This window comes from Novosphingobium sp. AP12 (assembly GCF_000281975.1).
Lineage (GTDB): Bacteria > Pseudomonadota > Alphaproteobacteria > Sphingomonadales > Sphingomonadaceae > Novosphingobium.
The window spans coordinates 95,188-110,210 of the sequence record NZ_AKKE01000006.1; the positions used below are offsets into that span (position 1 = coordinate 95,188).

The window sequence follows — 15,023 nt, forward strand, 5'->3', positions numbered from 1 at the left end:
GATTTCGCGCAAGGCCAGACACCTTGAGGCGAGCGGTTGGATCAGGCACCCAGCTTCCTCGCGAAATAGGCCCGGATCGCCTTGGCCCCGGCCTCCGCCAATGCCTGCTGGCCCTGGGCGGAGCCGAGCACTTTCGCGTCGGCGGGATTGTTTATGTACCCGGTCTCGAACAGGATCGAGGGAATGTCGGGCGACTTCAGCACCGCGAGCGCAGCGGTCTCCGGGCGGTCGCGGTGCAGGCCCATGCCGCCGTCCGACAGTTCGCGCAGCAGCAGACTTGCAGCCTGCGTCGAGCCCGACTGCGCCCCGCGCTGCGAAAGGTCGAGCAGGATCGCGCCGACGGTGGCGCTGGTCTTCGACAGGGCGACGCCGTTGATGCGGTCCGCCCCGTTCTCGCGCGCGGCGAAGCGAGTCGCGGCCTCGCTCGATCCGCTTTCGGAGAGCACGTAGACGCTGGCACCGCGCGCCGAATCGCTGGTTGCGCTGTCCGCGTGAATGGAAACGAACAGGTCCGCGTTGAGGCGGCGGGCGATGTCCGGGCGGTCGGCGAGCGCGATGAAGCGGTCGGTGTCGCGGGTCAGCGCGACGCGCAGCCCGCCGCTCGCCAGCAGCTTGTCGCGCAGCGCGAGCGCGACCTTGAGCGCGACGGTCTTCTCGCGCAGGTCGCCCTGCCCAGCGCCGGGATCGAAGCCGCCGTGGCCGGGATCGATCACCACCAGCGGACGGCTCGCATCCGGCGGTCCGTCGACGCGCGGCAACCCGACCGGCGCGCTCGCGCTCGGCAGGTCGAAGCGCACCACGTAGTCGTAGGCGTCCGCGCGGGTTGGGAAAGTCCCGTTGATCACGAACACGGCGACGAGCAGCGCCAGCGGCGTCGTCATGACCAGGATCAGCTGCAGGGTACGCGACATGGCCGGATTGACTAAGTCGACATGACGGCCACCGCAATCCGCCGCCGCCCGGCTTTCCCACGGATTTCTGTAAAGGAACGGCTAACCACGCGGTCCGTAAAACCGATTAAGCCAAGGAACTTGCCGTCATCCGTCATGAATGCTAGTCCAACCGCACCGGAGCCACGACGCTTTCGGTCCTCGCATTCCGGAACAACATCACCATATGATGCCGGGCAGGATCGGCAGAGCATAACTCCGGTCCAGGGAGCCGGGAAATCCTTTCCGGAAGACCTCACAGGTTGAAGCGAGCCATGAGAAGCCAATTGCCGCCCTGCCAGCCGGCGCCCGAACGGGCGGTGGCGGTGTGGTCGCAATTTTCCGCGCGTGCCCCAGAGCAGCGCGATCTTCCGCTCGCAAAATCAACGGCTTCCCTCAGGCACGCTGCCTTCATGGCAGAACATCAATTCGCCGCGCACGAGGCGCTGGATTGCCTCGGCTCTGAGCCGCTCCCGAAGCGGCAGATGCACACGCACGAACTCGCCCGCGAAACGAAAGGCCCCGCCGCTGACGGCCGGGCCATCGCCACGCACATGGGCACATCCGACACAATCGAACACAAGCGCGTCCCCCCGGCTGATCCGGCCGGGCGTCGACGCGCACGGAGACTATCAAATGGCAACGCGCATGCTTATCGATGCGCGCCACCCGGAAGAAACGCGGGTGGCGGTACTCAAGGGCAATCGAATTGAAGAATTCGATTTCGAATCGAGCGAACGCAAGCAGATAAAGGGTAACATCTACCTGGCAAAGGTCACCCGCGTGGAGCCTTCGCTCCAGGCAGCCTTCGTCGATTTCGGCGGCAACCGCCACGGCTTCCTCGCCTTCAGCGAAATCCACCCGGACTACTACCAGATCCCCAAGGAGGATCGCGAGGCGCTGCTGGCTGAAGAAGCCGCCCACGCTGAGGAAGAAGCCGCGCTCCGCGCCACCGAAGGTGACGACGAGGACGAAGACGGCGACTACGGCGACGACGACGGCGGCCTCACCGAGGTCGACACGTCCGACAAGGACCACGTCGCCACGATTGAGGACGGCGCTGTCGAAGGCGCGTTCCCGGCCGACGACGACGGCGAGCATTCGGAAGACGAAGGCGATTCCGGCAACCGCCGTGGCCGCGGCCGTCGTCGCCAGGGCCGCCCCTCGGGCCGCTCGAAGGAAGCCGACGACCTGCGCGCGCGCCGCATGGCGCTGCGCCGCCGCTACAAGATCCAGGACGTCATCCATCGCCGCCAGGTGCTGCTGGTGCAGGTCGTCAAGGAAGAGCGCGGCAACAAGGGCGCTGCCCTCACCACCTACCTCAGCCTTGCAGGCCGCTACTGCGTGCTCATGCCGAATTCGAGCCACGGCGGCGGCATCAGCCGCAAGATCAGCTCGGCCTCGGACCGCAAGCGCCTGAAGTCGATCATCTCGGAACTGCAGCTGCCCCGCTCGATGGGCTGCATCGTGCGCACCGCCGGCCTGCAGCGCACCAAGACCGAGATCAAGCGCGACTTCGACTACCTCGCCCGCCTCTGGGACGACCTGCGCGAAGTGACGCTGCGCTCCGAAGCGCCGACGCTCATCCACTCGGACAGCGACCTCATCAAGCGCGCCATCCGCGACATCTACAACCGCGACATCGAGGAAGTGGTCGTCGAGGGCGAGGAAGGCTACCGCGCCGCGCGGGACTTCATGAAGCTCCTGATGCCAAGCCACGTGCGCAAGGTTAAGCCCTACTCCGACCCCGTGCCCCTGTACCAGCGCTACGGCGCCGAGGACCAGCTGACCGCGATGTACGACCCCGTCGTGCAGCTGCGTTCGGGCGGCTACATCGTCATCAACCCGACCGAGGCGCTCGTCTCGATCGACATCAACTCGGGCCGCGCCACCAAGGAGCACGGGATCGAGCAGACGGCGGTCGCCACCAACCTCGAAGCCGCGCAGGAAATCGCGCGCCAGCTGCGCCTGCGCGACATGGCGGGCCTGGTCGTGATCGACTTCATCGACATGGAATACGGCTCGAACGTCCGCAAGGTCGAGAAGGCCGTCAAGGACGCGCTCAAGAACGACCGCGCCCGTATCCAGGTCGGTCGCATCTCCAGCTTCGGCCTGATGGAAATGAGCCGCCAGCGCCTGCGCACCGGCGTCCTGGAAGCGACCACGCGCTCGTGCCCGCACTGCGACGGCACCGGCCTCGTCCGCACCGCCAGCTCCGCCGGCCTCTCGGCGCTGCGTCTCATCGAGGACGAAGCGGCCAAGGGCAAGGGCGTGGTGGTTTCGCTGTTCGCCTCCACCGAAGCGGCCATCTACATGCTCAACGCCAAGCGCGCTGACCTGGCCGACATCGAGGACCGCTACGGCGTCACCGTCGAAGTGATCCCAGAGGGCGAGAACGAAGGCGCGAAGATGCGCGTCGTCTCCTCCGGTCCGCGCAACGAGTTCGTCCCCCGCTTCGACCCGATCGCCGAGGAAGTCGAAGACGACTTCGTGATCGAGGAAGAGGAAGAAGAGGAAGAAGTCGAGCGCGAGGAAGCCGCTCCCCAGCGTGAGCGCGGCGAGCGTACCGAACGTGCCGAGAGCGAAGAAGGCGAAGGCAGGGGCCGCAAGCGCCGCAAGCGCCGCCGTGGCCGCAACCGCGATCGCCAGAACGAGGACGGCAGCGAGTCGACCGAAACCGAGGCAGAAGCTGCCGAGGGCGAGGAAGGCGAAGCCGGCACCGAGGTCGATCAGGCCGAGGATGAAGGCGAGGCCGAAACCACTTACGCGGAAGGCGAAGAGGGCGATGCGCCCAAGAAGCGCCGCCGCCGTGGTGGTCGTCGCCGGCGTGGTCGTCGCAGCGAGGGTGAAACCGGCGCTGAAGGCGAAAACGGCGAAGCCTACGGTGACGATGTCGCCGAAGCTGCCGAGCCTGCTCCGGCCGCCGAAGCGGTGAGCGAAGCCGAGCCCGAGGCGCCCGCTGCCGAGGACGCTCCGGCCAAGCCCAAGCGCACGCGCCGCAAGAAGGCCGACGCTGTGGAAGCCGTGGTCGAGGCGCCCGTGGAGGCCGCCATCGAACCAGTCGCCGAGGAAGCGCCTGCCAAGACCAAGCGCGCGCCGCGCCGCAAGAAGGCCGACGCAGCGGAAGCTGCCGAGGTTGCGGTCGAAGCGCCCGTCGAGGCCGCCATCGAGCCGGTCGCCGAGGAAGCGCCTGCCAAGGCCAAGCGCGCGCCGCGCCGCAAGAAGGCCGAGGCCGAAGCTCCGGTCGAGGTCGTCGCCGAGGAAGCGGCCGCCAAGCCCAAGCGCGCGCCGCGCCGCAAGAAGGCCGAGGCGTCCGCCGCTCCGGGCGAAGCGACCGTCGCTGCTGCCGAGCCCGAGGCGACCTCCGCCGAAGCGCCTGCCGATGAAGCCGCTCCCGCGGACGCGCAGTCGGAAGCCGACGGCTCGCCGCGCCGCGGCTGGTGGCAGCGCACCTTCGGCGCCTAAGCCAGGCTGACAACAAGGCAAACGCCGCGCGCGATCTTCGGATCACGCGCGGCGTTTGTCGTTTCAGGCCTCGCGCTTGCTCACGTTCACCGGAATGCCCGAAAAGCGCGGCATGAAGTTGATCGGCTCGAGGTCCTGCGTGAGCGAGGTCAGCTGACCGACGTTCGCGCCGCCGTCGGCATCGAGATCGCCGGTGGACACGAGCGGCCCGAACATGTGCGTCATCGAGATCACGCCCCGCCGCAAGCGATCCTCCGCCTTAGCCCGCGTAACGATCACGCCGTGCTCGGAGGCGATTTCGACGGGATCGTCGTCCGCCAGTCCCTCGCGTGCCATGTCGTCGGGGATCATGTAGGCGAAGTTGACCTTCAACCGCCGCCGCGTCTGGCCGGCATCGCGGAACGCCCCGTTCAGCGCGTGGAGTATCCGCCGGCTGGTCAGGCGATAGGCGAAGCGCCGGTCCTCTTCCTCCGCAAGAATGGCGGCGAGTTCGGCGGCGACATCCGGCGGCATCAGCTCCAGTCGGCCTGTGTTGATGGGAGCGGGCTGCACGAAATGGTCCTGCATCGCGGGTCGCACGCCTTCGGGATGGGTCAGCAGTTCGTCGAAGGGAACCGCGCTACCGGCAGCGAGGAATCGGCACAGGTCCTCCGGATCGGGCCGGACGTCGCCGCTCAGCGGCAGGCCCTCGGCGATATCCTCGAAACGCAGGCCATAATTCCAGAACTTGAACGTCAAGGGCAGCCCCATGCGCGCGGCGAGCGCCCAGAACACCTCCCAGTCGTGCAGCACGCCTCCGGGTTTCTCCACCACGGGGCGCGTGTATTGCGCAAAGGGCGCCGGATAGAGCGCATCGCCGGGGATCGAGATTTCGTGCCGCTCGAACGGCTGGCTGGTGGCGAGGACATAGTCCGCGATCCGTCCCGTCGCGTTCAATCGCGCGTCGAGACACACCAGCAGGTCGAGGTGCTCGAACGCCGGCTGCGCCACTACCGGATCGCCGACGGCCATCAGCGGATCACCGCCCAATACGATCAGCGCTCGGATGCGATCCGGATGGTCGGCCATGATCTCGCCGGGCAGCAATGCGCTCGGCATTTCGCCGAGAAGCTGGCCTGTATCCGCGCTGAGGCACCTGGGCTCCTGCTCGAAGCTGCGGGTCGGGGAGACCGCCATCTCGTAGGCCGGCTTGGTGCGCAAGGTGCCGGGATTGCGCATCCGGTCGCCCTCGCGGCGATAGCCTCCGCACAGCGCGTTGACGAGTTCGATCATGTGGTCGTTGGTATTGGAATGGGCCGAGAAAGACGGCCCGGTGCCGCTACCGGCGTAGACCCGCCGCCCCTCGCCCAGCCATTTCGCGGCCAGTTCAATCTGCTCGACAGGAATGTCGGCGCGCGCCGCCGCCAGTTCGGGCGTGAACGGGGCGACCGCCTCCCGCACGGCATCGAGGCCGTTGCACCATTTCTCGACGAAGGCCCGGTCGAACATGCCGTCGCGCAGCAGGATATGGGCGATCGCTGCGAAGATCGCAGCGTCGTGGCCCGGCAGCGGCTGGATCAGCAGATCGGCATGGCGGGCGGTTTCGGTGCGGCGGGGATCGACGAGAATAACCTTGCACCCATTCGCCCGCGCAGCCTCGAACCCGCGCGAAGGGGCGCCGCTTTCCGCCAGCGCAAAGGGCGCGCCCTGGTGGGTGACGAGCGGATTTCCGCCCGCCAGCAGCGCGACGTCGCAGTCGCGTAGGGCGTTCTTGCCGCTCGCCATCACGCCCATGCGCGCCATCGTCACCCACTTGGCCGACTGGTCGATGGTCATGGTCGAGAAGAAGTTCGGCGTGCCCAGCGCGGCGACAAAGGCCCGCTCCATCAGCCCGCCAAGCACCGTGCGGTAGGCCCCGGTGCCGTGATAGACCGCCACGCAGCGCGGGCCGTGCTCGGCGACCAGCGCCTTCAGCTTCGCGCCGATCGCATCGAGCGCGGCTTCGGCCTCAATCGGAGCGAGCACGCCGTCGACGCCGCGCGCCAGGCTCTCGAACAGCCGATTTTCCGCGCCATTGTGGAACTCGATCGCCGACTGGCCCTTCGGGCACAAGTAGGCGCCATAGGGCGAGACGCTGCCGTCGGGCCGGGCGCGCAACATGCGGCCGTCCTCCACCTCGATCTCCATCGCGCAGAGCGCGCTGCAGTTGCGGCAGAAGGTCTTCACGTTCTCGATCATGCCGATGCTCTCCCGGCAGCCAGCCTAGCAGCCGCTCAAGCCGCATTCGACGCCCGCGCCTTGTCCCTTGCGGCAAGCGCGAGCGTCGCCCGGTTCAGACCCCGGCGGCCATGCCTCCGGTCACGCGCAGCGTCTCGCCGGTGACGAAGCGTGCTTTGGCCGAGGCGAGGTAGAGCATGGCATCGACGATGTCCTTCTCGATGCCGTCGCCCGGGATCAGCTGCATGGCCTGGACACGCTGCTTGGTCGCCTCGGGCAGTTCGTTGCGGATCGTCTCGGTTAGGATGAGGCCCGGCGAGATGGCGTTCACCCGGATGCCGTCGGCGCCCAGTTCGCGCGCGAACGTGATCGTCAGCCCCGCCACCGCGAGCTTGCTGTCGCCATAGGCCGAGCCGCCCATGTGCGCCGCGCTCGAGGAGATGTTGACCACCGATGCGCCCGCCCTGCCCTTCATGTGCGGATGCGCGGCGAGGGTGCAGCACACCACGCCCAGCACGTTGACGTCGAACAGGCGGCGCACCTTGGCGAGACCCATCTTGAGGATCGGCTGGCCATATTCGTCGGAGTGGAGACCGGCGTTGTTGACCAGCAGGTCGACGCCGCCGTTCACCGCCGCGGCCTGCTCCATGATCGCGGCCATGCGCGCCTCGTCGGTGACATCGCCGCCCACGCCGTCCGCCGAGCCGCCCGCCGCACGGATTTCCTCAGCAGCGGCCTCGGCCACGGCGTCGTCGATATCGACCAGCACGACATGTGCCCCTTCCGCCGCCAGCGCCGTGCCGAACGCCTTGCCGAAGCCCCTGCCGCCGCCGGTTATCACCGCCGTGCGTCCCTGCCATTCGCCCATGTAACCGCTCTCCGCTCATTCGATTTACTCTGCAGGACAAGCATCTGGCTACGCACCAGACAAGCGGATTGCTGCCGATCCGCATCGCTCCCGCGGTTCCGGCAACGACGACGGCGACGCGACTTGATTGCCCCGGAGGTCCCTCGCCGATTCCTTCCCGCTGCCGTTCGCGATCGCCTTCCCACCCACCCCATCGGCCCGATTGCTGCGAACGCATCGCAACTGGGGGCTGGTATCGTACTTTGAGCCAAAACCTCGCCATTCTCACCCCTTGCCCTGTGCCGACGAATCGCTAGAGGGGTGACATCAGTCGCGGTTCATGCCGCAGTGCAAGATCACGGGGATTCTTCATGGCGACCTTCACCCTCCCGGCCAACAGCAAGATCAAGAAGCAGGGCAAAGTCCACAAGGCCGAGGGCGCCACCAAGGTGAAGAAGTTCACCGTCTATCGCTACGACCCGGATTCGGGCGAGAACCCGCGCTACGACACGTTCGAGATCGACCTCGAAAAGTGCGGCCCGATGGTGCTCGACGCGCTCATCAAGATGAAGAGCGAAGCGGATCCCTCGCTGACCTTCCGCCGCTCGTGCCGCGAAGGCATCTGCGGTTCGTGCGCGATGAACATGAACGGCAAGAACGGCCTCGCCTGCACCACCGCGATCGAGGACCTGAAGGGCGAGATCCGCATCACGCCGCTGCCGCACATGGACGTGATCAAGGACCTCGTGCCCGACTTCACGCACTTCTACGCGCAGTACGCCTCGATCCGCCCCTGGCTGCAGACCGTCTCGACCACGCCCTCGGGCAAGGAGCGCCTGCAGAGCCCCGAGCAGCGCGAGAAGCTGGACGGCCTCTACGAGTGCATCCTGTGCGCCTGCTGCTCCACCTCGTGCCCCAGCTACTGGTGGAACTCCGACAAGTTCCTCGGCCCGGCGATCCTGCTGCAGGCCTATCGCTGGCTGGCCGACAGCCGCGACGAGATGACCGGCGAGCGCCTCGACGAGCTGGAAGATCCGTTCCGCCTCTACCGCTGCCACACGATCATGAACTGCGCCAACGTGTGCCCCAAGGGCCTCTCGCCCGCACGCGCCATCGCCGAGATCAAGAAGATGCAGGCGGAGCGCCAGGTCTAAGGGGCCAGGGCCGAAGCGGGCCTTTTCGTGGCGACAGGTGCATTCATCCACGAGCCGGACCCGGAATTTCCGGGCTGGCATACGTGGACGTCGAGCAACGGCGTGCGGTTCAACGCCCATGGCCTGGGCCGGATGATCATCCGCCGCGAAGGTGAACGCAGCACTCGCTTTCGCCTGGTCGAGACTACCGGCCTGCACAGCAACATGCATGACAACGTCCACGGGGGCGTCACGCTCGCGCTGATCGACGTCGCCATGTTCGCGACCATCTTTGCGGTGCTCGGCGCCGACGCCGCCGGCTCGGTCACGCTCGACCTCCACAACCAGTTCATCGGCGCCGGCCGCGTCGGGCAGCCGCTCGACGTCGTGTCCGAAGTGATGAAGGAAACGCGCCGACTCGTGTTCCTGCGTGGCACCGTCGAACAGGGCGATCATCTCGTCGCCAGCTTCGTCGGGACCCTGCGCAAGCCCAGCGCGGCAGCCGCATCATGACAGCCATGCTCGAACGCTACGAAGCGCTGGTCGCCACCGGCGAACTGCGTTCAGACCCGGAGCAGGCCGCCGCCGCCGAGCGCCTCAGCCGTCTTCAGCGCGATCTCTACAAGGCGCAGTCCTCGACCGGCCTCTTCGGCAAGCTGCTCGGCAAGAAGCCGGCGCCGCCACGCGGCATCTACATGTGGGGCGGCGTCGGGCGCGGCAAGTCGATGCTCATGGACCTCTTCGTCCAGACGCTCGACATGCCCGGCAAGCGGCGCATCCACTTCCACGCGTTCATGCTCGAAGTCCACGCGCTGCTCCGCGACGAGCGCAAGAAGGAAACCGGCGACCCGATCCCGCCCGTCGCCGCGACGATCGCCAAGGGCACGCGCTGCCTGGCCTTCGACGAGATGGTGGTCAACAATTCCGCCGACGCTATGATCATGAGCCGCCTGTTCACGTACCTGATCGTGAACGAGGGCGTGACCGTGGTGACCACCTCGAACCGCGCGCCGTCGCAGCTCTACAAGGATGGCCTCAACCGTGAGCACTTCCTGCCGTTCATCGCGCTGATCGAGCAGGAACTCGACGTCCTGACGCTCAACGGCCCGACCGATTACCGCATGCAGCGCCTCGGCGGCATGGCGACCTGGCACCTGCCGCTGGGCGAGCCTGCCACCGAAGCCGCGCGCGAGGCATTCTACCGGCTGACCGACTATCCGCCCGAGGACAGCGAACATGTCCCCTCGACGGACATCGACGTCGGCGGCGGGCGCATGCTCCATGTCCCCAAGAGCCTCAAGGGCGTGGGTGTGTTCAGCTTCAAGCGCCTCTGCGGCGAAGCGCGCGGCGCGGCGGACTACCTCGCCATCGCCCGCGCCTACCATACGGTGATCCTGGTCGGCATTCCCAGGATGGGGCCCGACCGCCGTAACGAAGCCGCGCGCTTCGTGACGCTGATCGACGCCCTCTACGAGAACAAGGTCAAGCTGATCGCAGCAGCCGATGCCGCGCCGGAAGATCTGTACCAGGCGGGGACCGGACGTTTCGAGTTCGAGCGCACCGTGAGCCGTCTCAACGAGATGCAGAGCGCTGACTATCTCGCCCTGGGCCACGGCGAAGACTGAAACTCGTTAACGAATCCCGAATCGGGATGTGATTCGCAGGCCTCGTGATGCCGGAAGCGAGCCACGCAAACTCAATACCGTTAACAATCTCGGCGCAAATGATGCGCTCGGGAAGAAGCGCGCCCTAGGTATCGCCACGCGTTCATCAAGTACGTGCACGGCAGACAAAGAAAAAGCGCTTTCCAAAAGACAGGAGTTCTTCTGGAAAGCGCTTCTTTTTTCGTGCAGCGGCCCATTCTATTCGAAGTGGGCTTTAGCAGGTAACGGCATCAATTAGATGCCGCCGCCCCACCAACCGCCGCCCCAGATGTCCTTGTTCATAGTCATTCCCCATGTGAACGACCGCATCGCTGCGGCCGATCAAATGGATAACAACAGGTTAACGAAGCATCAAGGAATTTTTAACCAATCAATCGCGCCCTCCGCCCCGATACGAAGTCGAGGAAATCCCGGAATGGGACGGGACGGCTGATGTAGTAGCCTTGGACCAGGTCGCATTTCATCCCGGTAAGCATTTCCAGGACCTGTGCCGTCTCGACCCCTTCGGCCACGACGACGCGGTCGAGCGAGTGCGCCATCTCGATGATCGACTGCACCAGCAGCAGGTCATCCTTGCGGCCTTCCATCGAGGATACGAAGGTTTTGTCGATCTTCACTTCGCTCGCCGGCAGGTAGCGCAGGTAGTCGATCGTCGCGTTGCCGGTGCCGAAATCGTCGATCGACAGGCGCAGGCCCGACTGGACCAGCCGCTGCAGCATCTGGAAGGTGCGCGAACTGCGGTCCAGGCGATCGGTCTCGGTGATCTCGAGGATCAGGCGATTGGGCGAAAGGCCGTGCGTCGCCAGGATTTCCGAAATCATGCCCGGCAGGCCCGGGTTGCGGAGAAGTTGGGCCGAGATGTTGACCGACATGGTCAGCTCGTAGCCGTGACGCTCCAGGTCCACGGCGACGCGCACGGCATCGTTGATGACGAAACGCGTGATGCGCTCGATCCGGTGGAATTCCTCCGCGATGCGGATGAACTTGTCGGGGCTGATCGGCCCGCGCTCCGGGTGGGTCCAGCGCACCAGGGCTTCTGCGCCGCAGATGCGGTTGGACTTCAGCTCGAGCTTGGGCTGGTAAGCGACCCATACCTCGCCGTTGTCGATCGCACGGTCTAGCGAGGTGAGCAGCGAGATCTCCCACTGCGCCTCGTGCTTGCGCGCATCGTGCTGGTAGACCAGTTCGTCGTTGCGGACGGCTTCCTCGGCCGCCTGCATGGCGCTGGCCACGCGGCTCGACAGCGGGCGGTCGAATTCGGAATCGATCCCGCAATTGAACGACAGGTCGATGTCGATGCCGCCGACCTGGATGCCGTTCTGGACGATCCGATGAAGGCCCTCGAGGTTCTCGAACAAATCGAAGCTGCTGCGGATCGACGACAACCAGACGAACATGCCGCCTTCGTGATAGATCAGCACGCTTTCATCGCTGATGCGGATGCGGCGCACGATCTCCTTGGCGAGTTGGGCTTCGACGTGTTCGGCGAAGCTACCGATGATCGCGCCGTAGTTGCGGATCTTCAGGGAAACGAGGATGCGTGAAGACAGATCGCCCGAGCTTCGGAGCGCCTGCACACTCGGAAGTCCAGAACCTGCATTGGTCTCCCCGGCCACCTCCACGCGGTCGAGGTTGCGCATCCGGATGACCGCGACCAAGGCGACCGCCAATGCCGGAATTACCTCGACCTGGATGCCGAAATAATCGAGCACGAACGGCGCTGCTCCGAGCACGGCCACCAAGCCGGTGAAGCGATAGACGTCGAGCATACGCCCCCTGCCGAGGCCGGTTGCGATCACGATCATCACCAAAAGGAACGGCGCAAACCACCCGTAATCGCGAGGTATGCCACGCTTCAACGTCTCCGCACCTATGAGATGGAAGAAGGCACCGGGCGCGGTGATATTCTGCCCGGGAATCCGGTGCACGTCGTTCAGGCTAGTCGCGGCAGGCGCGATCAAGACGTCTTTTCCACGCACCTTCGACTGATCGAAGTTATCGCGCATCACATCAATGTAGCTAAGCGTGGGAACCGATGCTGCCGAAATGGAAAAATCAGGGAAGAAAAGATCGTCGGAGTTGTTCGTAACGCCAGCCAGCTTGGCCGACAAAGAAGGAATACGGCCAACTGCGCTGTCCGAGGAATAGGTGAGCTGGACATTCAGGTTCAGCGGCCGATGTCGCACGAGAATGGACACCGGACCGGCGTACTTGCGGAATTCCTTGAGCGGAAGTGCACCGGCGTAATTGCCCTTGCCGACATCATCGCCCGGAGTAGCTCCGAGATACACCCTTCCAGGATGAGCGCGCAGCACGTCCACGAGCTTCAGGTCGTCGGAGACGCTGCCCCGCTTGGCAAAGGACCGTGCGAAATACACATCACGCGCGCCCGCAGCGAACAACCGCCGCAACATGTCGGCATCGTTGCCATGTGTGACATCGATCGCGCCCAGCTCGTCCAGAGTGCGATCGTCCTGCTGAACAACAACAACCTGCTTGTCGGAGGAATGCATCCGGGACCACCAGCGCATGTTGCGCATGCCGTCTTCCAGCGGCAGGCCAAGGCCGCTGACGCCCATGGCGAGGCCGGTCAGCGCCGCCCAGAAGACGATGCGGACGCGCGGCCTTTTCCAGAAATTGGTGGTGCGCGCGAGAAGGCCGTTCATCTCCCGACCCCGCCGTCATGATGCCGGCTGCGCTGCGCGTGGGTCGTCGCCGCAGAAATCATCTGCTTGGGATCCCGGCAATGGCGCCCGATTCTGTTCATTCACGTCCCGTCATGACGCTGCGATAGAGCCGGAGTACCCCAAAGGTCCTAAGAATGAGTGTAGTTAAGTGAACGCAACGATCAAATCGTAAAATACGCGCGAACCCTCAGGCCGCTGCCGTTTCAACCCATACCAAGACCGGTAAACGCCCTGTCAAGCATGAGGAGCTGCCATAGCAGACGGGAATTATCCGTGGTTCCAGCGACATGCGCATCCACCAGGGTGGCCAGGCGGCGCGTGTCGAACCAGCCCGTGCGGGCGATCGCGGCGCTGCCGGCGATCTCGCGGGCGGTCTCGGCAAGAGGCCCGCGAAACCATTGGGCGATGGGCGTCACGAAGCCCTGCTTGGGTCGGTACAGTATGTCGTCCGGCAAATAGCGGCGCATGGCCTTTTTCATGAGCCACTTGCCCTGCCCTCCGCGCACTCGCATGCTTTCCGGAAGGCTGGCGGCAAATTCGATCAGGCGGTGGTCGAGCAGGGGCTCGCGGGCTTCCAGGCTAACCGCCATGCTGGTGCGGTCTACCTTGGTGAGGATGTCTCCGGGAAGCCAAACCTTGAGATCGGCATATTGCGCCCGGTCGAGACCGGAGCGCGCAGGGGCCGAACGCATCAGTTCAAGCACTGCATCCTCGGCACGGTAACTCCCCCGAAGCCGGCGAAATTCGTGCGAATAGAGCACGTTGCGCACTTCGGGCGGAGTGAAGGCCATCGATCGCGCGTACCCTTGCGCGGAATCCCCTGCGAGCGATAGCAAGGTGGACTTCGCGCGCAACGGGCGCGGCGCCCAGTCGGCCTTCGGATAGATCCCGCCCAGTGTCCTGAACAACGGACCGCGCAGGGATTGCGGAAGAAGCGCCCTCACCCGGTCCTCGCCTCGCTGGAAGACGTGGCGACGATATCCGCCGAGTGCCTCGTCCGCGCCGTCGCCTGAGAGCGCGACCGTCACCGATTCGCGGGCCAGTTGGCAAACCCGCCAGGTGGGAAGCGCGGAGGCATCGGCGAAGGGCTCGTCGAACATGCCGGCGAGCTGGTCGATTGCGGCAAAATCGTCGGGGGAAACCGTGCGCGAGGCGTGGTCGGTCGCGAACAGCCGGGCGACCTGCGACGCGTATGCGCTTTCATCGAGACCGGCAACGTCGAAGCCGATCGAGCAGGTGCGGACCGGCCGACCGCTCGCCTCGGCCATCAGCGCGACGACGCTCGAACTGTCGACACCGCCCGAAAGGAACGCGCCGAGCGGAACGTCGGCGACCATGCGCGAGGATACCGCCTGGCGCATCAGGTGGACCAGTTCGGCTTCCAGATCGGCCGGCTTGCCCTTGCGGCGATCGGCGAACGACACGTCCCACCACTGGCTCGGGCGAGGCAGCGGCATCCCGTGGCGCAGGAGCAGCGAATGCCCCGCCGCAAGCTTGCACACACCCTTCAGGATCGCGCGGTCGTCGGGGACGTAGCCCCAGGTGAGATAGTCCTCCACCGCCAGCGGATCGATGTCGCGCCGCAGCAGGGGATGAGCCGTCAGCGCCTTGAGTTCGGACCCGAAGGCGACGCTGCCGTCGCTCAGCGGCGCGTAGTAGAGCGGCTTCACGCCGAGGCGGTCGCGGGCAAGGAACAGCGTGCGCGCTTCCAGGTCGTAGATCGCGAAGGCGAACATGCCGTGCAGGCGCGTCACGCAGTCCGGCCCCCAGCGCTGCCAGGCGGCAAGGATGACCTCGCTGTCGCCGTCGGTGCGGAAGGTGGCGCCCCCGGTCTTCAGTTCCTGGCGCAGTTCGCGGTAGTTGTAGATCTCGCCGTTGAAGACGAGCATGGCGCGGCCGTCCTGCGAGGCCATCGGCTGCGGAGAACCCGCGAGGTCGATGATCGACAGGCGCCGATGGCCCAGACCCACGCCGGGGGCAGTCCATACGCCGTGCCCATCGGGACCACGGTGAGCGATGGCATCGCACATCGCCTCGATCCGCAGCGAATCGACGGGCTTGGGCGTCTCGAGATGATAAATACCGGCGATGCCGCACATGCG

The 15,023-nt window shown here is 65.7% G+C and carries 9 protein-coding genes; 4 read left to right on the plus strand and 5 right to left on the minus strand.

The annotated features are described in order from the left end of the window. Window positions 1–41: 41 nt before the first annotated feature. Window positions 42–911: an N-acetylmuramoyl-L-alanine amidase gene (locus PMI02_RS00635; protein WP_007677245.1), complete on the minus strand. Its 870-nt coding sequence runs from the start codon at window positions 909–911 to the stop codon at window positions 42–44. Window positions 912–1,565: 654 nt separating this feature from the next. On the opposite strand from PMI02_RS00635, the gene PMI02_RS00640 reads away from it, so the two are divergent. Further along, window positions 1,566–4,394 (plus strand): ribonuclease E/G, encoded by a 2,829-nt coding sequence (locus PMI02_RS00640; protein ID WP_007677248.1) that lies wholly within the window; start codon window positions 1,566–1,568, stop codon window positions 4,392–4,394. A 63-nt stretch (window positions 4,395–4,457) separates the two neighbouring features. On the opposite strand, the gene PMI02_RS00645 is transcribed toward PMI02_RS00640, so the two are convergent. Together PMI02_RS00645 and PMI02_RS00650 are read right to left on the minus strand one after the other, a co-directional pair. Continuing rightward, window positions 4,458–6,611, minus strand: a complete 2,154-nt coding sequence (locus PMI02_RS00645) for a molybdopterin-dependent oxidoreductase (RefSeq protein WP_007677250.1) — start codon at window positions 6,609–6,611, stop codon at window positions 4,458–4,460. 94 nt (window positions 6,612–6,705) lie between these two features. Next, window positions 6,706–7,458, minus strand: coding sequence for an SDR family NAD(P)-dependent oxidoreductase (locus PMI02_RS00650; RefSeq protein ID WP_007677252.1), 753 nt, complete (start codon window positions 7,456–7,458; stop codon window positions 6,706–6,708). A 350-nt stretch (window positions 7,459–7,808) separates the two neighbouring features. Between PMI02_RS00650 and PMI02_RS00655 the strand changes: the two genes are divergently transcribed. From PMI02_RS00655 to zapE, 3 genes are read left to right on the plus strand one after another with little or no spacing between them, the layout of a single operon-like run. Then, window positions 7,809–8,591 (plus strand): succinate dehydrogenase iron-sulfur subunit, encoded by a 783-nt coding sequence (locus tag PMI02_RS00655; RefSeq protein ID WP_007677256.1) that lies wholly within the window; start codon window positions 7,809–7,811, stop codon window positions 8,589–8,591. Window positions 8,592–8,618: 27 nt separating this feature from the next. Next, entirely contained in the window at window positions 8,619–9,083 is a 465-nt protein-coding gene (locus PMI02_RS00660) for a PaaI family thioesterase (RefSeq protein WP_007677257.1), read from the plus strand. Continuing rightward, complete coding sequence (gene zapE / locus PMI02_RS00665) at window positions 9,080–10,195, plus strand: cell division protein ZapE (protein ID WP_007677259.1); 1,116 nt, start codon at window positions 9,080–9,082, stop codon at window positions 10,193–10,195. The genes PMI02_RS00660 and zapE overlap by 4 nt, the downstream gene beginning before the upstream one ends. Window positions 10,196–10,596: 401 nt before the next feature. On the opposite strand, the gene PMI02_RS00670 is transcribed toward zapE, so the two are convergent. After that, window positions 10,597–12,813, minus strand: a complete 2,217-nt coding sequence (locus tag PMI02_RS00670; protein WP_238538929.1) for an EAL domain-containing protein — start codon at window positions 12,811–12,813, stop codon at window positions 10,597–10,599. Window positions 12,814–13,124: 311 nt separating this feature from the next. Next, window positions 13,125–15,020, minus strand: a complete 1,896-nt coding sequence (locus PMI02_RS00675) for an XrtA/PEP-CTERM system amidotransferase (protein WP_007677263.1) — start codon at window positions 15,018–15,020, stop codon at window positions 13,125–13,127. Between the last annotated feature and the right edge of the window lie 3 nt (window positions 15,021–15,023).